Raw genomic sequence first — 20,008 nt, 5'->3', positions numbered from 1 at the left:
TTCATCCAAGGCACAAAAGAGAGGAGTGATCGATGCGTCCGATGAAATTACGCAGTCACTTCGCGCACGATTGGCGCACAGCGCGCGCACAATTCTTTATGGTCATCGTCGCGCCCGACATCCTCGCGATAGTGCCAGCAACGCGCACATTTTTTACCCGATGCGCGGGTGATTTCAGCGTGAACGGCGGCGCCCTCTTGAAGCAAGAGCTGCGAAACGATAAACCACTCCTTCAATTCCGCTTCGTGCGGTTTAAAGCGTGCCATCGTCTCACGCGGCAGTGTCAGCGTGACACTCGCCTCAAGCGACTGTCCGATTGTTTTATCTTGGCGCGCTGACTCAAGGGCGCTTAACACGACGTCACGCAGCGCCATCGCCTCGTCCAGGCGAGCGCGCGTCGACGCGCCTAGCAGATGCTCTGTGCGAAAGTTCCAATTTGACAATTGGGCACTTGGCTCTGAAACGCCAGGGATGTAAGCCCACACCTCATCTGCCGTGAATGTCAGAATCGGTGCAACCAACTGCGTCAATCCGCGCAGGATCTCATAGAGAACCGTCTGCACTGCACGACGTCTTTGATCACTCGCCCGTTCAACATAGAGCACGTCTTTCGTCACATCAAGATAAAAGCTTGACAGCTGGACTGCGCAGAAGTTTTGGATTGCGTGAAACACCGTGTGAAACTCATACGCCTCATACGCCTCCTGACAGCGTGCGCAAAGTTCCGTGAATTGGTCGAGCACATACTGATCAAGTGGACGCAGTTCCGACACATCGACACGATGGCCCGGCTCAAAATCATACAAGTTGCCGAGCAAAAACCGCAGTGTGTTGCGGATTTTCCGGTACACTTCTGCCACTTGCTTTAAAATCGCATCAGAAATCCTCACGTCAGCACGGTAGTCGACAGAGGAGACCCAAAGGCGCAGGATATCCGCGCCCAACTGCTGGATGACTTTAAGCGGATCAATGCCATTGCCAAGACTCTTTGACATTTTGCGGCCTTCTCCGTCGAGCGTAAAGCCGTGGGACAGCACCTGACGATACGGCGCCTGTTCCATCACTGCGACGGCAGTTGAAAGCGACGAGTTAAACCAGCCGCGATATTGATCCGATCCCTCAACATACAGATCTGCAGGCCAGCGCAGTTCCGGTCGCGCCGCCAATACCGCGAGATGGCTTGAACCGGAGTCAAACCAGACGTCCATGATGTCTGTTTCCTTGCGAAACTGCGAACTGCCACACGCGCACACCGTCCCTGACGGGAGAAGGTCTTTTGCGTCGCGCGCAAACCACGCCTGCGATCCTTCCTTTGCGAACACATTCGCAACGTGTTCAATCGTCTCGCGAGTCATCAGCACCTCGCCACAGTCCTCGCAGTAAAACGCAGGGATCGGCACGCCCCACGAACGCTGACGCGAGATGCACCAGTCCGCGCGATCCGCGATCATGTTGTGAAGCCTGGTTTTCCCCCAGGAGACCGCCCAGATCACTTTGTCAATCTCTTCGAGCATCTGCTCGCGAAACGCGGCGATCGAAGCAAACCACTGCTCCGTCGCCCTGTAGATGACAGGGTTTTTGCAGCGCCAACAGTGCGGGTACTGATGCTTGAAACGACTCGTCGCAAGAAGCGCGCCGGCCTCTTGCAGTGCGTCCACAATCACCGGGTTTGCCTTCTCATAGAACATCCCGGCAAAAGGTGCCGCCTCTTCGGTAAAGCGGGCCTTGTGATCAAGTGGCGCAAAAATGGGCAGATCATAAGTCAACCCAACCAAATAGTCATCCATTCCGTGACCAGGTGCCGTGTGAACCGCCCCTGAACCCGAGTCAAGCGTAACGTGATCACCCAAGATCACCAGTGAATCTCGCCCGTAGAGCGGATGTTTTGCGACAAGTCGCTCAAGCTCCCGCCCTGAATGTGTCGCGAGCACATCGTATGATCCCTGTTCCCAATGCACATCGCGCGCCACGTCCGCCAAGCGATCAGACGCGATCACATAAATTTTCCCGTCATGCGAAACGACACTGTAAGAATAATCTTTTCCTAGCGCGACAGCATAGTTTGCAGGGATCGTCCACGGTGTCGTCGTCCAGATGACAATTTGTGCACCGTCTGGAATCACCCCGCGGCCGTCTGGAACGACAAAACCGACATAGATGGAATACGATTCTTTTTCTTCGTACTCAATCTCCGCCTCGGCCAAAGCTGTTTCACACGATGGGCACCAATAGACTGGCTTTAACCCCTTATAGATATAGCCACGCTCAACCATCGTGCCAAAGACGCGGATTTGCGCCGCCTCATAAGATGGATCCAGCGTGCGGTACGGGTGATCAAAATCACCGCGCACGCCAAACCGCTTAAACTGCCCAATTTGAAGGGCAATATACTTTTTTGCATACTCTGCACACGCTTCACGAAACGCCACAGCGCTAAAACCGTGGCGATCAAGCTTTTGCGCCTTGATGATCGCATTTTCAATCGGCAATCCGTGCGTGTCCCACCCAGGCACGTACGGCGCGTCGTACCCAGCCATCGTCTTTGACTTTACAATCATATCCTTTAGCATTTTATTGAGTGCGTGACCAAGATGCGTGTCACCATTTGCATAAGGGGGTCCATCATGCAAAATGAACTTTGGTTTTCCCGATTGATGCGCCTGCACCTTCTCGTAAAGTTTCATTTCTTCCCACTGACGCAAGATTTCCGGCTCACGCTTTGGGAGGTTTCCACGCATCGGAAAATCTGTTTTCATTAAATTGAGCGTTTGATCGTAGTCCATCTGTTCCATTTCATCCATCTCCTTTTTAGACGACAAAAAATCCACATCCCTCAGGGACGCAGATCATTTTGCGCGGTACCACCCTTGTTGATTGTGGCGATAAAAACACGCCACAATCCTCTCAACATGCAGATAACGGTTGCACGCCGACGATGCTACACAGGTCATTACCCTTCACATCGCCTCTACAAGGGGATTCACCTGCCTGTTGCCACACCCCGCTTTCAGCACGTCTAGAGGACGGCGGGGCTCTCTATGAGGCGCATTGGCAAGACTGTCCTTGTCATTGAGTTTTTCCCTTATCTTACTACCGAAAGTCCAAAAACCCCACTTTTCACTACTGTACGCAAAACAGTGAGAAAATGCGATCCAACCGAGATCAGAGCATACGAACCATCAGATATCCTCAATCGGCTCAGGCGCTATTTTATCCCACTCCGTCGACTCCAGCATTTCGGTTTGCGCCTGCATCAGCGAGCGAAAACGCGCGCGAAAAACGGCTGCCTGCTTCTTTACCTCATCGAGCTCAAGCGCCGTTCGGCGCGCCTTGTTCAGCGCATCCTGAACAATGCGATCCGCGTTTTTCTCAGCTTCCCGAATCACCAGTTGCGCTTCTTTGCGGGCGTTCACCTTTAACTCTTCCGAGGTTTCCTGAGCCAGCATGATGGATTTACTGAGCGATTCTTCCATCGACTTAAAATGGCGAACCTGCTCCTCCATCTGGGCGCAGCGTTCTTCGAGCTCTTTGTTCTGTCGAATCAGCGCCTCATAGTCTTTAATGACGCGATCCAAAAAATCATTGACCTCATCTTCGTTATACCCGCGAAGCGAACGTTTAAACTCTTTATTGTGAATATCCAGTGGGGTAAGCGGCATCGATAATCCTCCTATCTCTAAATAACGGCGCAGCCGATCCTCTTTCTTTCGCCAGATCGGGTACCGCCAATTCACTTATCTGACACTGAAAATCCGGTTATTTTGAGCGCATTCGGCCTGCGCGTATCACGAGTCGGCCCTTTTTCGACGTTCCCATCAGTTCTAGCACCTTTGCCCGACCAAACCCTCGCAGCGAGATCAAATCCCCTTCGCAAAGCGGCGTAGAAGGATCGTCGCTCACGCGATGGTTCACCTGAACCAAACCTGCATGAATCGGTTCCACGGCCTTGTTTCTTGACATCGAAAACGCATGCGCGAGAAACGCGTCGAGCCGAAGCGACGAAACCGTAAACTGGCGCTCTTCCCAATGCTCGAAACCATTTTGAAATCCGAGCGATTCGCGCGTCTCAACCACACGCACAGCATGCGGACCTACACGTAAAAGCGTTGCAAGAAGAAACGGCTTGATCGCCTCTGTGCAAAAGACATGCGCCGTGTTTCCCGCTACCAAAAGATCACCCAGAACATCGCGGTTAAGTCCCAGCCCGAGAATGGAACCGAGAACCTGTCCATGTGTCATTTGCTCCTGTGCTCCACACGTAATCGAAAGGCTGGCAATCTCAAACGCGTCACGCTCTACATCCTGCGCATCTGCAAACAGGATGCGCACCCGTTCGGCACCTGGAAATCCGCCATTTGCGTGTACCAAAATCGACTCGCGTTTCGCCGCCAAGCGCGCAAGTTCTGCCTCGCGGGGTGAAAGAAACGCGGAGAGCGTCCAAATGCCTTTTTGTGAAGCACGCCGAGCCAAATCGGCCATCCGTTTTAAAAACACCTGCTCATCTGCCGCAAGACCCTGTCCACCTCTATGCATCTGACAGTCTCCCTTAGCCAAGTCCTATGGCATTAAAAAGCCATATCACCACGGCCAGCAACCCGCTTCGGATAAAAGTATACGCAATCAGCGCGACAATAGAGGAAAGGTCAATATACGCGCCGCCGAGCGAGACCATTGGGATCATACGGCGGAACAGTCCGAAGTATGGTTCTGTGATCGTATACAGATAGCGTCCAAAAGAAGTACGTTGTGCATCGGGAAAATAGCTCAAAATGATACGCGCAAGCAGCACGTACCAGTACACTTCAAGGATCCAGCTCAAGAGATTTAAAATGGTAACTGCCACATACTCACCTCAACTGTGCCCGACTCTCATTCGCCAAATACTCACTGATCGTACCTTGCACGTCTACGTTATCTGGCGCGCACAGAAAAATGAGGTGCCCCAACTTTTGCATAATGCCGCCAACTGCATAGACACATCCACTCATAAAGTCTACCACACGCGCCGACTGGTCATACGGGCAACGATGAAGATTGATGATCACGGAGCGGTGCGCTTTTAAATGATCGGCAATTCCCTGCGAATCTTCGTAGTTCGTTGGTTCCACAAGCACGACGCGCACCTGTTTTTGCGTGTGCAGGCTCACAACCGTCGCGCGTTTTCCCTGGGACATCGGCTCAATCTCCGGTTCGGGAGCATGTTCTTCAAACAAGCTCTCTTCCTCCTCTTCTTCGTCGGCGAGGCCGAGAAATTGCCACATTTTGCGCAACACGATCTCACGTCCTTTTTATCCTTATGATAGCTCATCTTCTAAGATACACCATCTTATAGAATTGTTCGAGAGGAAAACACGATTTATGGGAAATCAAATCGAATCATGCAGGTTTTTGCCATCACCCGTAAGTTCGCGTCCCACGCGCACCATGGTGGCTCCCTCTTCGATCGCCCACTCAAAATCAGCCGACATGCCCATCGACAATTCGGGCAACTTCACGTGAAACCGCGCCTCTGCGCGATCGCGGATTTCGCGCAGCCGCGAGAAGGTGGCCCGTGCGTCGTATTCCGTCGCGCCCTGTACGCCGATGGTCATAAAACCTGCCACATCGATCCCATCCTGCTCCAGCACATACTCGAGCAATCCATCAATCTGATCTGGCGTAACCCCTGACTTTTGCGGCTCCCCTGTCACATTGACTTGGATCAACGCGCGTATACGCACACCTGCCTTTTGCACCTCAGCGGAAAGTGCATCCGCCAGCTTTTTGCGATCCAAAGAGTGCACATATGAAACGCTGCGCACGACCTCTTTCACTTTGTTGGTTTGTAGCGGTCCGATAAAGTGCCAGGAAACCGGAAGGTCTGCAGAAATTTTTTCTCTTAAAACCTGCCAGCGGTTTTCACCCATCTCGCGCAGGCCCAGTTCATAGAGTTTTGCTGTTTCTTCTTTGGAAATATATTTTGTCACAGCAATCAAGCGAACTTCGGCAGGTTGCCTGCCTGCACGCGCACACGCATGTTCGATGCGTTCACGCACACGCATGACACGCGCCACCCTCTGACTTGCCAGCGCATCTCTTTCATCGCTCATCGCAATCTCCCCCGAAGTGACAATCGACGCGGCCTGATCGCTATGAACCCCGCGTGCCGTCCCGCCTTTGCGCGTTGCTTTCGATGCGAAAAAAATCCTGGCATGCAGTGTGTGCAGACGCTCGTATCAACCACTTGCTCATGCGGCACACCGGCTGTCTCCGCCTGCAACCGCACAAGCGTCGGCAAATCAACCATCGTCCGCCCCGGCGTGCGCTCCGACGCGCGAAATGGAAGAGATTCCTGCGTCTTTAGATTGCGATACATCGCTGTGAGCGCATCCGTGACAGGACGGTCGACCTCGTAGCAGCAACCGCGGATCGCAGGTCCCAACGCAATAAGCATGTCCTCCGGGTGCGCGCCTAGTTTTTTCATCTCTTCAATTGTCGCCATCACCACACCTTGCGCAGTGCCCTTCCAGCCAGCATGCGCCGCGCCAATCACACCTGCATACGGGTCATAGAGAAGTACAGGCGTACAATCTGCCGCAAGAATGGCAAGACCAAGCCCGCGCGCCGACGTGACAAGCCCGTCCACACCTTGAATTGCATCCTTCGTGTCATACGCGCCGCGCCCAGCGTCTTTCGCGTGAACAATCGCAACACGCGCCCCGTGCACCTGTTCTGCGTAAACAATGCGTGTCTCTGAAAGCCCCACAATGTCTGCCGCGATTCGCCGGTTTTTTCGAACCGCCTCTGGGTCATCGCCGACATGAAGTCCCAGATTGAGTGAGGCAAATGAGTCGCAGCTCACTCCCGGCGCGTCGGCGCGCGTAAACTGCGCAATCGCGCCGTACTCTTCAAACTGCAACAGGCGTAACGCGTCCATAAGCCCCTCCATCAAATATTGACCTACCTGATGGTATCAAAAAAACGCAGATGGGTCACCCCTTCCCATCTGCGAAATTGGCTGCAGTGCGTCAGTATCCGCTTGAAGTATGTGAAGTATGCGAAGAGAGCAGCGGGGATTCACGCTGTGCGCGCAGATCCACCAAGACCACATCCGATCCAATTTTTACGATCTGGGTAAACGAGATCACCACTTCTTCCCCGCTTGCAAACATTCCAAAAAACTTGCCGGCGGGAGGGATGATCAGCGTTTTTACCATTCCCGTATCGAGATCGATATCAAGATCTCCGATCGAGCCAAGCCGCCTTCCATCCCCGATGTTGATCACATCTTTGGCTTGCAGTTCCGAAGCCCTCATCAAAGCGCCCCCCGGTCCCGCCATCTAAGCCGTGCATCGAATGCTGCTGTCGACGCGTTGGCGCTGGTCCACTACAAGCCTATGTACATCTTGCCTCTTTCTTTACATTTTTCTGTCGCTCAGTTGCAAGTCCCCGTCTTTTCCCGAAGCTACTACGTGATAAATTTTTGCATGTGTTGAATGGCCGCCTTCTCCAGTCGCGAGACTTGCGCCTGAGAGATGCCTATTTCATCCGCCACTTCCATCTGCGTCTTTCCCTCGAAAAAGCGCATGGAGAGAATCCGTTTCTCCCGCATGGAAAGACGGCGCATCGCTTCGCGAATCGCGATTCCTTCCACCCAGGTGACATCCTGTTGTTTGTCATCGCTGATCTGATCCATGACAAAAATGGGATCACCGCCGTCATGATAAATCGGTTCAAACAACGAGACGGGATCCTGAATCGCATCCAGCGCGAAGACCACATCTTCTTTGGGTACTTCCATGGCTGAGGAGATTTCGGCGATCGTCGGTTCACGCAGGTTTTTGTTTGTGAGATGATCGCGAACTTGAAGCGCGCGATACGCAATATCGCGCAGCGACCGACTTACGCGTATGGGATTGTTATCACGAAGATAGCGTCTGATTTCACCAATAATCATGGGGACAGCATACGTCGAGAATTTTACATTCTGACCGAGATCAAAATTGTCGATCGCTTTCATGAGTCCAATGCATCCAACTTGAAAAAGATCATCCACATACTCGCCGCGATTGTTAAAGCGCTGAATCACGGAGAGCACAAGACGCAGATTGCCGCTGACCAGTTTTTCGCGCGCGGGCCGCTCCCCCGCTTGCATGCGGGCAAACAGGTCGCGCATCTCAGCGTTTGTGAGCACGGGGAGTTGCGAAGTGTTGACACCGCAAATCTCGACTTTGTTGCGCTTCAAGGCTGTCCCTCCAGACGAGCATTCCGGTACAACTTGAGTACCAGTATGTCCCGGCGGAGGGGAAATATGCAGACCTGTTGCCTACGTCAGCTTGTGAAATTCTTTACGCAACCGTTTGATAATTCGCTTTTCCAAGCGGGAAATATACGACTGTGAAATCCCGAGCAGATCAGCGACGTCCTTTTGTGTCATTTCCTTTTCACCAGTCAAGCCAAAACGCATTTCCATAATCTTTCTTTCCCGCTCCGTCAGTTTCTCAAGCGCGCTGTAAAGCAGATTGCGATCCACCTGATCCTCGATGTCCCGATAGATCGTGTCACTCTCTGTACCGAGCACATCGGACAAGAGGAGTTCATTTCCATCCCAGTCCACATTAAGCGGCTCGTCAAATGAAACTTCGATGCGAATTTTACTGTTCCTGCGCAGAAACATGAGAATCTCATTCTCAATGCAGCGAGAGGCATAGGTGGCTAGTTTGATCTTTTTTTCTACATCAAACGTGTTTACCGCCTTGATGAGTCCGATCGTGCCAATGGAAACGAGATCCTCAATATGGATTCCAGTATTTTCAAACTTCCGCGCAATGTAGACAACGAGCCGCAAATTGCGTTCGATGAGCATAGCGCGCACCGCTTCGTCACCACTTGGCAAACGAGAAAGAAGATACTCCTCTTCATCGCGAGAAAGCGGTGGCGGGAGTGCCTCGCTTCCTCCGACGTACCAAATGGATTCTTTGGAGCGTCCAATGCTAAGCAGGATGCGAAGGACGAAAAGGCGCGTCTGCATTCGGACGCGGGCGGGAATGTTCATGCTGTGCGCTCCTTTCCACGAACGCTGTTGCGGGCAATATACCGTCATAGTGATCTTTTTCAGACATCGGCTGAATCCGCAGCGCGATGACCATTGGCATGAGTGATACGAGACCCTGCGCGGTCTGATGCGTGACATCATCCGGGCGAAACGCCAAGAGCATCCCTTGTTCTGCGCCTATGCCGCGATACGGCACCATCGTGAAATGCATGTCATCTTCGCCAATACCCGGAGGGGCCTTGTATAACGCCTTGATCGGATCCTCTCCACGTGACACCACTTCACGAAGCCAGGGTGGCAGCAGATCCTGCAGGCTTTGCGCCGTGACGACGGCGACAGGAGAATGCGTGATTGGATCGATCAACGCGTTTCCAGTATCGACGAGACACTGTACTTCAACCGTCCGTTCATTTGCGGCGATGGTCACCTGCACCGTCTCGCGATGCAATTGCTGCCGCCGTTTCACCGTCGATGCAGCATAGCGCACGCTAAAAAGCACGAGTGGGGCTAGTGCAACGGTGAGCCAAGCCGGGATGCTAGTCCACCAGGCAATGCGGCCACGCACAAGTTCGAGTCCAGGCATTACGCTTGTCTTACCAAAAAAACTGTAGCTTCCATACACGGCGCCAGCCAGACAGAACGCCGTGAGATAGAAAACCGCGAGCGTTCGCGCGAGTGACCACCCATAGCGAAGACGCCCCAATGAAAAAGATCCGCGAGGCTGCAAGAGGGCAAGAAACAGAACAGAGAATACCGTTTTACACCATGCCGCGTTGAGTGCCTCACCCCACGGAAAGAGCGACAAGACAGAGTAGAGTGAGCCAAGTCCTGCCGCCAATCCAATCCTTCCCGGTCGCGTGCGCAATTTCAAGAGGTAAGACGTCAACCAGAGAAGCATTGAGTCTACAAGCAAATTCACGAGGAAGGTGAGATCGAGATAGACGACCATGGACGCACCTCCCTCGGGAATGTGCCCAAAGTATAGTACATATGTATTGCAAAGGTTGTCGATTTAGCCCGCCTGCAAGAGGATTTTTCCTGTCGAAAACACGCGAGGGACGAATGTCACCAAAACAGCGCAAGCCCCTGCACTTAAACGTGAGGGGTGGGAACAGATGGTTCTTTGGCTTCGCGTCGTGCGCGACATCGCGGCTCTCATTCTCGCCTTCGCAGATCGCCTCTTGCTGCGAAGGTAACGCAAAAAGCCGTCAAGGCAGTACGCCTTGAGGCGTGAGGACCTCCAAGCGGGGTCCTCCATTTCTAAATACAGGCGTCTGAACAAGCGAATGTAAAAATCAAACGCGACCAGACGGGCGATTGCGCAAGAACGCGGGAATTTCAAGGTTATCCGACCCTGAGGCAACGGCAGGACGAGGATCAACGCGCTGCGCAATCGGGCGCGGCGTGGTCGTTCCGGCACGGTGCTCAAACCCCGTTGCAATCACTGTGACAATGAGTTCATCCTTTAACTCAGGTTTAATCACTGCGCCAAAGATAAAGTTCACTTCCGGGTCGGCCGCCTCCGCAACAATGTTGGCCGCCTCGTTGACCTCAAACAAGCTGAGATTTTCGCCGCCCGCAACATGAATCAAGACACCGCGTGCGCCATCGATTGGCGTGTCAAGAAGCGGGCTGCGGATTGCCTTTTGCGCAGCTTCTGCCGCGCGCTTTTCTCCGCTCGCGACGCCAATTCCCATAAGCGCCGAGCCCCGCTCTGTCATGATCGCCTTGACGTCTGCAAAGTCGACATTGATAAGTCCCGTCTCTGCGATCAAATCGGAAATGCCGGACACACCTTGCCGAAGAACATTGTCCGCTTCGCGAAACGCTTCGAGCATCGGTGTGTTCTTTTCGACAATTTCAAGCAACCGGTCATTGGGAATGACAATCAGCGTGTCCACTTTTTCTTTGAGTGCAGTGATGCCACTCTCGGCCTGGTTCAGGCGGCGCCTTCCCTCAAAGGTAAACGGTTTTGTGACGACGCCGACTGTCAATGCGCCGAGTTCTTTTGCAATTTCTGCGACGACCGGCGCCGCACCCGTTCCGGTGCCACCGCCCATTCCGGCCGTGACAAACACCATGTCTGCGCCCTTTAACGTCGCCATGATCGCTTCGCGGCTTTCTTCAGCCGCCCGCTTCCCGATATCCGGGTTTGCACCCGCACCCAATCCGCGCGTCAATTTTTCGCCAATCTGGATTCGTTCGCGCGCCTTGGAGAGATGTAACGCCTGCGCATCCGTATTGACCGTGATAAAATCGACGCCTTGTACGCCACCTTCAATCATACGGTTTACCGCGTTGCATCCTCCGCCGCCGACACCGATCACTTTGATGTGTGCAAGCGAATCCATTTCATAATCAAACTCGAGCATTTCATGTCCTCCTTGACGAAATCGACGCTACCGTTCAAATAAAATCCTGAAGCCAATTTTTCAGGCGAGAAAACGCCGAACCTGACGATTTGCGTTTGACGCTTGACGATACGGCAACCATTTGTCTGCCGAACATGCGCGAAACATACTGTACCATGCTGACACAGCTCACATAAGAAGGATCGCGAACGCCGACAAAATCAGGAGCTGCGACGCGCACTTGCGCATCCAATTCCTTTGCCGCCAATCGATCTGCCCCGCGCAAAAGCATCCCGCCGCCTGTCAATACATAACCGCCTGGCAACCCTTTTGGATAGCTTGGCGTTCCAATTCATGTTTTACCATCGCATAAATCTCTTGCATGCGAGACTCAATAATATATTCGAGCTTTTGTACTGTAAATTCTTGCTCTTCCTGACTACCTATTCGATGCGCCTTAAACTTTTCCTCTTCTTTCACAAGAGAAATATCGGCGACACCATAGCGCAGTTTGACCATCTCCGCAGTGTCGTAGCCGAGTTCCAATCCGACGGAGATGTCATTTGTGACGCTGTCGCCGCCAATTGGAATAATGGCGTACCGTTCAAGCAACCCATTTTCAAAAACGGACACCGTCGTTGAACCTGCGCCAATATCGACAAGCGTTACGCCCAAGCGGCGCTCATCAGGTGAAAGGATCATTCCGGCTGCCGCAAGTGGAGTGAATACAGTTCCCGCCACTTCAAGACCCGCGCGCTCAACGCAACGCAGCAGGTTGTGAAGCACCGTGCGCGAGCCCGTTACCACATAAACGTCAACCTCAAGACGCACGCCGATCATGCCGCGCGGATCAGAAACTTCGGATAGGCCGTCCACCGTGTATTCGCGCGGAACCACATCGACAATCTCGCGATCCGGCGGCAGGTTGATCACCCGCGTCGCCGCGATGACGCGCTCTACATCCTCATCGCCAATCTCCCGGTCTTCCGACGAGACAGCGACAATTCCATGGCTCGGCTGCAATGCGATGTGGCTGCCTGACACAGAAATGTAAGCCGTTTGAATATCAATGCCCACCATGCGCTCCGCGTGTTCGACAGCCTCACGAATCGCGACAACCGTTTTGTCGATATCGACAATCGCACCTTTTTTTATTCCGTCACTCTTTGCTGTTCCCACACCAATGACACTGATTCCTGTGTGTTCGACTTCCCCGATGATCGCCCGGATAATTGACGTGCCAATATCCAAGCCAACGATAATATCTCCTTTGGTCAAGGAGCGGCACTCCCTTCTGTTGCACACCCGTTGCTATTCTAACAAAATCATAATTATTCTCGAATATCTTAGCATGAAAATACTAGTTTGGGGATGCAATTTTCCTTTTTCCTAAGATTTGGTGACGAATCGATGCAAGATTGTTAAAAATCCTCACACCAAACGCGACAACTGCGGCGAGCGCGAGATCAAGGCCGAGATAAGAGCCGACAAAAGCGAGCGCAGCGGAAAGCACTGCATTAAAGAAAAATCCCGTCAAAAATACGCGCGCGTCAAATTGCCGTAAAAGGGACGATTTGATACCGCCAAAAACAGTATCAACCGCGGCGAGAATCGCGACAGAGAGATAGGAGGCGTACTGCAGAGAAAGATGAATCGGAATGGCCAGTCCAAGCCCGATTCCGACAAACAAACCGACAAACGGCAGTGTACGCCTCATGCGTTCAATGACTCCTTTGCGTATGCACCAGGGAGTGGACCCGTGTACGCGGGCAGCCTGAGAAGATGCGGTGCGCGAAATAGCGTGACGCGAAACGCTTGGTCAAGAATGCGGAACTGATCGGCAAGCCCTTCTGCATTAAGCACACTTGATAACGGTGCCGGATTTCCCGCAGCCTCGATGACATAAGGCGCATCGACTGGTTGTTCATTGATCTGAACGGCCGATGAGAATGGCCCCTGCGCAGCGTTTAGTCCCATGACAGAGCGAATGCTTGAAGTGGTCACAAGACGTTGTCCGTTGATCGCGATCGCTTGTGCGCCTGCAGATTCCAAGATGTTCACGACCATGCGCAACTGTGTCGCCTCGTCGACAAAACGCAAACCAGGAATCACTGGAAGGTTTGGATCATAGGAAATTCGAATCACAATTCCCGTTCCGGTCCAGGGGGTCAAACCAGCCTGTTTCTCAACGCTATTTAATTCGCTCTGAAGTCGCAAATATCCTTTTGCTGTGTGCTCCGACGCATCTTCCAATGTTTTCAATTGAGCGCGCGCCGCAGCGAGTTGACGAATCGCGACTGGCGTCTTCTGTATCGCTTGGGAAAGCGCATTTGTCGCGTTTAGATAGCTGCTGTAGGCGACAGCAGGGCTCATTCTGTTCATGTGAAGCTCAAGGCCTATCATCACGCCAAGAAGGACGGCGACACTCGTCACGGGGTATTTTCGAAGCAGCATCAGCCCATTCCCCCAGCCGCCGGAATCTGCACATCTGCGCGGGCGACGGGCTTTGACACAAGCAACCCGCGATTTGCCGCACGCAGCGCGTCGAGCACCCCACCGGGAAGATTCAGCGCGTCTGTCAAAAGTGTTTTGTTGCCAATCGCGCGAATGACAAACGGTGGTCCGAGTTTAGCATCGCCGACACGAATCAACGGCCCGATGCAAAATATACCTGTCTGCATCGTGATTCGCACCTGATTGATCGAGACGGCATCCGCCCCTGCGAGAAAAAGCTCATTGACCACAGAACGCAAATCCCAGTCGTGCGTCAAAAACTGTTCATAAGCGGCACCCGTGAGGTGTCCATCCTGGATCGTCAGTGTCACGCCAGGTCCGTGCACATTCGTGGAACCGTTTAAAAGCGCCGCAGAGCGCATGAGGAGTAGCGCACGCGAAGAGGCTCCCCCCTCCTGAATCATTTGCGATTCCAGTTTATTGATTTTTTGCTCAGTCACTCGTACCTGCCTTAAAATGCGGTGATTCTCGGCGTCCACGGCGTCGAGTCGCGATACCGCCCCTGCAATATCAGGCATGGAGGAAAATAGGGCGGCGCCGCCAAGTGTGACGTCGCGATACTGAACGGCGAGCATCATTCCTAGTACAGAGAGCACGACCGTAAACGCCACAATCTGGCGAGACGCTGCTTCCATCGCTTCCAAACACCTCACAAAGAAATGACAGTCAATACGGTTTATATACGCCTTCTTGGCTTGATATGAGATCGATCAAACCTGGGGCAACTTTTGAACTGAGCAGCTTCGCGTGAATCGCTTCAAACATTTGCAGCGCCGCCGCCAGACGGTCAATCGGTAGCAGAACCTCAAAGTGATCTTTCGTGTACCCGACAATCGCCAGTTTCCCAAGATAAGGCTCGACGTTAAACTCGGAAAAAGGTGAGATGAGTCCCGCGGGAACATTCCCTATCGTGTGGCAAAGCGCAAGCAGTCCCGGATTGGTCACACGCATTCCAGGACTCACACTGAGGTTTCCTGTCACCGATAAAATGGGGGCATTCGCGCCAATCCCTGTTGGGTCCTGTGTTAAGACAGTACCGTCTGAGAGAATCTGATAGAAGGTGTGATTCGCGTCAAGAATGCCCACCAGGCGTTTTTGCGTAATGACAACGCGCACCGTCTGCGTCACAAAACTGCGCGTGACATCAACCGATTGCACAATCGGAAAGTCAGACAAAATTCGGTGTTCCGCCGTCGCGGTAGAAATTTGCCAGAGGTTGTCCCCCACTTGTATGCCAAGATCGCGAGCGACAAGGGAGGCGGGGACATCGATCGTGCCGCTAATCTGAATCGACTTAACGACCGAAAGTGGGGATTTCAAATAAGTGACAACCGCAGCAGATAAAAGGAATAGAAAGATAAAGATGAGATAAAAAAACCTATGACTCCGTTTCGAAGTCGCCACCTCGACTGCCAACGCGCACTCCATCTCCCTCTCCCATGATCAAAAACGAAAGCGCGCAATGTGCCGCGCGCCCTTTCTGTCAGAAGTGGCGCGCGGCAACGCATGTGACAGTCCCCGCATTACGCGTGTGCGGTAAGTCCCTGCGCTCGTCGATCCGGTTCACGGATACGTACAATGTCAGCGCCAAGCGCCCGCAACTGCAACTCAATGCTCTCATATCCGCGATCAATGTGAAAGACGCGGTCAATCACTGTGCTTCCGTTTGCGGCAAGTCCTGCCACGACAAGCGCTGCACCAGCCCGCAAATCCGTCGCAGAAACAAACGCTCCTGTCAGCTCCCTGACACCGCGCACAAACGCAGTGCGCAAATCCACTTTGATCGCAGCCCCCATGCGAAGCAGCTCAGGAACATGGCGAAAGCGATCCTCAAAAACCGTCTCTGACACGATACTCGTGCCTTTCGCTTTCGCGAGAAGCGCCATCAGCGGCGCTTGAAGATCCGTTGGAAATCCAGGGAAAGGCGCCGTTTGTACGCGGTCAATCGCCCGCAGTCCGTCTGATTCTCTGACTTCAAGTATATCACGAGTGGCGGAGATCTGAACACCGGCTTCCCTCAGCTTCATGATAACTGCCGTCGAATCGCTTGGACGAACGTTCGTCAGTACAACGTTGCCTCCTGTCACCGCGCCTGCAATCAGCAGCGTTCCCGTGACGATCCGATCCGGCGGCACATCATATTGGCCCCCGTGCAGCCTGCGAACGCCTTCGATGACGATCGTGTCATCTCCCGCTCCGCTGATACGCGCGCCAAGCGCCGTCAAAAAAGCTGCAAGATCACGGATTTCCGGTTCGCGCGCGGCATTTCCGATCACCGTCTCACCCTCTGCAAGACATGCGGCCATCATCAGGTTTTCCGTCGCGCCGACACTCGGGAAATCAAGAAAAATCGTGCCGCCTTGCAGGCGGTTTGCGCGACACTCGATGTAACCGTGGCGATCGATAATCTCTGCGCCGAGTTGTTCGAGCCCTTTTAAATGAAAGTCAATTGGGCGGCTGCCGATGGAACATCCTCCCGGCTTGCTGATTCGCACTGCGCCAAAGCGCGCAAGCAGCGGCCCCATCAAAAAAATGCTCGACCGCATCTGACTCATCAGATGATCAGGTATGACAGTGGTGTCAATGCTCGTCGGATCGATGAATGCTTGATGATCAAAATAGCGCACTTTTGCGCCCACCGAGCGAAGAATGTCGAGCATGACATGAATATCTTCCAAGTTCGGGACGTCGCGGATGAGAATTTCCTCATCCGCCATCGTCACCGCAGCGAGAATCGGCAATGCCGCATTTTTAGAACCGTGCACACGAAGTGAACCTGCCAAACGACGTCCACCCTCGATGACTAAACGCTCCAAATCGTTCACCCCTGCGTCTTCGCCTCACCGACAACGCGCACCTCTGGGATGAGTTCCACGGCAAAGCGAGTCAGAATCGCCTCTTGCGCGCGCGACATCAATTCCAGAACGTCCTCTGCCGTTGCTGCTCCTAAATTCACAATAAAATTCGCGTGTACATCAGAGATCATCGCGTCCCCAACCCGCATCTTTTTAAGACCTGCCGCCTCAATCAGGCGCGCAGAGAAGTCTCCCGGCGGATTGCGAAAAACACTGCCACAGTTAGGTTGAGACAAGGGCTGCGTCAAACGTCGGCGCTGGCTCCATGCACTCGTGCGTGCGCGCATCTCCGCCACGTCGCCTGCGCGAAGCGAAAAGGAAGCGCGCACGACTGTCCATGCGTTTTCTGGCACCGCGCTGTGTCGGTATGAGAACGCGAGATCCTGTAAAGAGACGCGTTTTAGCGCCCCCGCACGCGTTAGAACGAGCGCCTCTTGCAAGACATCCTTGATTTCTCCGCCGTGCGCACCCGCGTTCATCGTGACTGCACCCCCGACGGAGCCAGGAATTCCTGTTGCAAATTCTAACCCGGACAGCCCTTCGCGCATCGCGCGGTTTGCCGCAGAGACAATCGAGCGTCCCGCAAGCGCCGTGAGCGTCTGCCCCTCAATCGCAAGCTCTGAAAACGCGTCGCCAAGCTTGATGACAAGCCCGCGAATTCCCCCGTCTCGTACGAGCAGGTTGCTTCCGCGCCCCAAGATGAAATAGGGAATCCCCGCTTCATGGGCGCGCACGATGCATGCCTTTAGCGACTCGAGATCGCGCGGAGCGACGAGGACATCTGCCGGTCCGCCAATTCGCCACGAGGTATGCCGTTTCAGGGGTTCATCGATTCGCACATCATCGGCAAGCGGCGCAAACAGAGCGTATAGAGCTTGAGGTTTCAACACAAACGACTCCTTTTTCGGAAAACGCGCCGATCCTTTGCAGGTCTTGTTCGGTAACCTATCATATGGCGATCCGCCCGCCCGCGTGACAATCGCCTACGCGAGCAAGCGCTCGATCTCATCGGCAATCCGTGCGAGCGCATCTGGTTTTCCCATGCGCTGACTCGCCTTATGCATCGATTCGAGGCGGATTGGGCTCGCAAGCAGCGCATCCAGTTGCGCTTCAAGAGCGCCTTGCGCCAAACTCGCTTCTGCGATCACAACGGCCGCGCCCTGCGCTGCAAGCGCCTGTGCGTTATAGTCCTGATGGTGGTGCGTCACATAAGGCGAAGGAATGAGTATCGCAGGGATGCCTAGCGCTGTGAGCTCTGCGAGGATCGTCGCTCCCGCACGACTGACCAAAACCGTTGTCGCCGAGAGAAGCGCCGGCATCTCATCCATGTAGGGAAGAATAAAAATATCTTTCTGCACAGACGTCGTCGCGAGTTGCTGACAAATCGACTCATAGTGAATCTGGCCAGTGATCCAGACAATCTGTTCGCGGTGAGCGCGCGGTTTTCTTATAAGCTCGAAAACGGCGTCGTTGATAGGACGCGCGCCGCGACTCCCGCCAAGAATCGTCACGATCGGGCGGCTGCGGTCAAGCCCAAGCGAGCCACACACACGCGCAATTTCATCCTCGCCAATCGAGAGCACTTCTGTCGCGCGCGGATTCCCCGTCACAACGACGCGTGGCGCCTTTTGGAAGAAAGATTTACCAGCCTCCATCCCGAGTAACACCGTGTTTACAAAACGCCCGGAAAGGCGGTTGGAGAGACCCGCAAACGCATCCAATTCAAGTACTGCAGACGGCACGCCGAGCGTGCGCGCAGCAAGCAGAACCGGGAGAACCACATAACCGCCTGTCCCGATGACTACATCTGGGCGAAACTTCTTCAAGACGCGGCGCGCGGAAAGAAAGCTTGTTCCCGCGAGAAACACAGTGCGAAACGCGCGCGCCGATAGGCGGCGCTGCAACCCTTCGACGCGCAAAAAAACACAGGCGACCCCGGACCTTGGCGCGAGTTCACGCTCAAGTCCACGCTCCGTCCCTATGTACAACACTTCAGCCGCGGGATGGCGCTCTTTCATGCGTTTGATAATGGAGAGCGCCGGATAGATATGCCCACCTGTCCCTCCGCCTGTCACGACAATGCGCACGTTATCCCTCCTTGATGGATTCCACACGACGGTGAAGATTACGCTACGTTACGTCGTGCGAGAAATGGACATAAGAATTCCGACGGCCGAAAGCAAGAGCATGAGTGAAGATCCGCCATAGCTGATAAATGGGAGGGTAATCCCCGTCACGGGGAGAATTCCCGTCACGACACCGATGTTTATAAATACTTGAATGCCAATGACGCCAGTGAATGCGGCGGCGAGGTATGCCCCAAACCGGTCACGCGCCTGCATCGCGACACGCAAACCGCGCCAAATCAACACAGCAAACAGGAAAAGTGTGAGCAGCGCGCCGAGAAACCCCAGCTCTTCGGTCAAAATCGCAAAAATAAAGTCAGTCTGCGGCTCCGGGAGATACAGAAACTTTTGTGTGCTATTGCCAAGCCCCTGCCCTAAAAACGCACCGCGGCCAACGGCGATCAGCGACATGATAATATGATAGCCGATCCCGCGCGGATATTTCCACGGATCAAGAAAAGAAAGAATTCGCATGAGACGATAGGGAGCTGCCGCGATCAATCCGGTAAAAAGCACAAGCCCGACGGCCAGGAGGCTTAAAAGATGGCGCATGCGCGCGCCTGCCACAAAGACGAGAAGCAGCGTCGCACCTGCAATGACCGCGCTCTGGCCAAGATCTGGCTCAAGCATGATCAACCCGATGAACAGCGCCATGATGAGAAGTGGCGGGATGAGTCCTTTTTTAAATGAAAGCATGCGGTCAGGCTGATCACTCAGGTATGCGCTAAGAAAAATCAACAGACCAAACTTTGCAAACTCAGACGGCTGTATGCCAAACGTTCCAATGCCAAGCCACGCGCGCGACCCGCCGCGCACTTGACCGACGTGCGGAACAAGCACGAGCGCCAAAAAAACGACACAAAAAAAGAGGATCGGACGCGCATATTTCAAAAGAATCCGATAATCGATACGGCTTAAGCCAAACATAAAAAACAAACCAATGCACGCCCACATCAACTGCCGCTTAAAATAATAGAATGCATCCGCATGCCGTTCAGCAGAAAGGTACGTGCTGGCGCTATGCACCATGAGCAGTCCGATCACCAAGAGACTGACGGTGGCGATGGGAATCATCCAGTCTGTTGTTTTTGCGCTTTGCACAAACAGCCCTCCCGGGAGAACTCGTCC

At 53.7% G+C, this 20,008-nt stretch carries 20 protein-coding genes and 1 pseudogene; all 21 read right to left on the bottom strand.

Annotated elements, in window-relative coordinates; all coding sequences use genetic code 11:
- Nucleotides 1-47: 47 nt before the first annotated feature.
- Nucleotides 48-2,783, bottom strand: a complete 2,736-nt coding sequence (ileS, locus tag ATW55_RS10280) for an isoleucine--tRNA ligase (RefSeq protein ID WP_067716992.1) — start codon at nucleotides 2,781-2,783, stop codon at nucleotides 48-50.
- Between the two features lie 396 nt (nucleotides 2,784-3,179).
- Nucleotides 3,180-3,659, bottom strand: a complete 480-nt coding sequence (locus tag ATW55_RS10275; protein WP_067716804.1) for a DivIVA domain-containing protein — start codon at nucleotides 3,657-3,659, stop codon at nucleotides 3,180-3,182.
- Nucleotides 3,660-3,756: 97 nt separating this feature from the next.
- Nucleotides 3,757-4,533, bottom strand: a complete 777-nt coding sequence (locus ATW55_RS10270; RefSeq protein ID WP_067716800.1) for an RNA-binding protein — start codon at nucleotides 4,531-4,533, stop codon at nucleotides 3,757-3,759.
- Nucleotides 4,534-4,546: 13 nt separating this feature from the next.
- Nucleotides 4,547-4,843 carry a YggT family protein gene (locus tag ATW55_RS10265; protein WP_067716796.1) on the bottom strand — a complete coding sequence of 99 codons (297 nt, stop codon included), beginning with the start codon at nucleotides 4,841-4,843 and terminating at the stop codon, nucleotides 4,547-4,549.
- A gap of 4 nt (nucleotides 4,844-4,847) precedes the next feature.
- Nucleotides 4,848-5,273 (bottom strand): cell division protein SepF, encoded by a 426-nt coding sequence (locus ATW55_RS10260; protein WP_235587084.1) that lies wholly within the window; start codon nucleotides 5,271-5,273, stop codon nucleotides 4,848-4,850.
- 93 nt (nucleotides 5,274-5,366) lie between these two features.
- Entirely contained in the window at nucleotides 5,367-6,089 is a 723-nt protein-coding gene (locus ATW55_RS10255) for a YggS family pyridoxal phosphate-dependent enzyme (RefSeq protein ID WP_067716791.1), read from the bottom strand.
- The gene (gene pgeF, locus ATW55_RS10250) at nucleotides 6,086-6,916 is read right to left on the bottom strand and encodes a peptidoglycan editing factor PgeF (RefSeq protein WP_067716787.1); all 831 of its coding nucleotides are present in this window, start codon (nucleotides 6,914-6,916) and stop codon (nucleotides 6,086-6,088) included. The genes ATW55_RS10255 and pgeF overlap by 4 nt, the downstream gene beginning before the upstream one ends.
- A gap of 91 nt (nucleotides 6,917-7,007) precedes the next feature.
- Complete coding sequence (locus ATW55_RS10245; RefSeq protein ID WP_235587083.1) at nucleotides 7,008-7,295, bottom strand: YlmC/YmxH family sporulation protein; 288 nt, start codon at nucleotides 7,293-7,295, stop codon at nucleotides 7,008-7,010.
- A 152-nt stretch (nucleotides 7,296-7,447) separates the two neighbouring features.
- Nucleotides 7,448-8,224, bottom strand: coding sequence for an RNA polymerase sporulation sigma factor SigG (gene sigG, locus ATW55_RS10240; RefSeq protein ID WP_067716779.1), 777 nt, complete (start codon nucleotides 8,222-8,224; stop codon nucleotides 7,448-7,450).
- An 81-nt stretch (nucleotides 8,225-8,305) separates the two neighbouring features.
- The gene (gene sigE, locus ATW55_RS10235) at nucleotides 8,306-9,010 is read right to left on the bottom strand and encodes an RNA polymerase sporulation sigma factor SigE (RefSeq protein ID WP_423742965.1); all 705 of its coding nucleotides are present in this window, start codon (nucleotides 9,008-9,010) and stop codon (nucleotides 8,306-8,308) included.
- Entirely contained in the window at nucleotides 8,973-9,983 is a 1,011-nt protein-coding gene (locus tag ATW55_RS10230) for a sigma-E processing peptidase SpoIIGA (RefSeq protein WP_067716770.1), read from the bottom strand. The genes sigE and ATW55_RS10230 overlap by 38 nt, the downstream gene beginning before the upstream one ends.
- 346 nt (nucleotides 9,984-10,329) lie before the next feature.
- On the bottom strand, nucleotides 10,330-11,406 hold the full coding sequence (gene ftsZ / locus ATW55_RS10225) for a cell division protein FtsZ (RefSeq protein ID WP_067716766.1): 1,077 nt from the start codon (nucleotides 11,404-11,406) through the stop codon (nucleotides 10,330-10,332).
- Nucleotides 11,407-11,440: 34 nt separating this feature from the next.
- A pseudogene (gene ftsA / locus ATW55_RS10220) lies at nucleotides 11,441-12,663 on the bottom strand (cell division protein FtsA).
- An 82-nt stretch (nucleotides 12,664-12,745) separates the two neighbouring features.
- On the bottom strand, nucleotides 12,746-13,102 hold the full coding sequence (locus ATW55_RS10215) for a small basic family protein (RefSeq protein ID WP_067716763.1): 357 nt from the start codon (nucleotides 13,100-13,102) through the stop codon (nucleotides 12,746-12,748).
- Nucleotides 13,099-13,839, bottom strand: coding sequence for a DUF881 domain-containing protein (locus ATW55_RS10210; protein ID WP_067716760.1), 741 nt, complete (start codon nucleotides 13,837-13,839; stop codon nucleotides 13,099-13,101). Before ATW55_RS10210 ends, ATW55_RS10215 begins: the two co-directional genes overlap by 4 nt.
- A complete protein-coding gene (locus tag ATW55_RS10205; protein WP_067716755.1) occupies nucleotides 13,839-14,534 on the bottom strand; it encodes a DUF881 domain-containing protein in 696 nt (231 codons plus the stop codon). The genes ATW55_RS10210 and ATW55_RS10205 overlap by 1 nt, the downstream gene beginning before the upstream one ends.
- Before the next feature lie 31 nt (nucleotides 14,535-14,565).
- Nucleotides 14,566-15,327, bottom strand: a complete 762-nt coding sequence (locus tag ATW55_RS10200) for a cell division protein FtsQ/DivIB (protein ID WP_067716751.1) — start codon at nucleotides 15,325-15,327, stop codon at nucleotides 14,566-14,568.
- A 95-nt stretch (nucleotides 15,328-15,422) separates the two neighbouring features.
- Nucleotides 15,423-16,715, bottom strand: a complete 1,293-nt coding sequence (murA, locus tag ATW55_RS10195; protein ID WP_067716983.1) for a UDP-N-acetylglucosamine 1-carboxyvinyltransferase — start codon at nucleotides 16,713-16,715, stop codon at nucleotides 15,423-15,425.
- A gap of 5 nt (nucleotides 16,716-16,720) precedes the next feature.
- Nucleotides 16,721-17,641 carry a UDP-N-acetylmuramate dehydrogenase gene (murB, locus tag ATW55_RS10190; RefSeq protein ID WP_067716746.1) on the bottom strand — a complete coding sequence of 307 codons (921 nt, stop codon included), beginning with the start codon at nucleotides 17,639-17,641 and terminating at the stop codon, nucleotides 16,721-16,723.
- A 96-nt stretch (nucleotides 17,642-17,737) separates the two neighbouring features.
- Nucleotides 17,738-18,841, bottom strand: a complete 1,104-nt coding sequence (gene murG, locus ATW55_RS10185) for an undecaprenyldiphospho-muramoylpentapeptide beta-N-acetylglucosaminyltransferase (protein WP_067716740.1) — start codon at nucleotides 18,839-18,841, stop codon at nucleotides 17,738-17,740.
- Between the two features lie 48 nt (nucleotides 18,842-18,889).
- Entirely contained in the window at nucleotides 18,890-19,981 is a 1,092-nt protein-coding gene (gene ftsW / locus ATW55_RS10180; RefSeq protein WP_423742963.1) for a putative lipid II flippase FtsW, read from the bottom strand.
- Nucleotides 19,982-20,008: the final 27 nt, after the last annotated feature.

Source organism: Ferroacidibacillus organovorans (assembly GCF_001516615.1).
GTDB classification, from domain to species: Bacteria; Bacillota; Bacilli; order Alicyclobacillales; family SLC66; genus Ferroacidibacillus; species Ferroacidibacillus ferrooxidans_B.
Note: the sequence above shows the minus strand (reverse complement) of the source record. Positions and strands in the feature narration are given on the sequence as shown.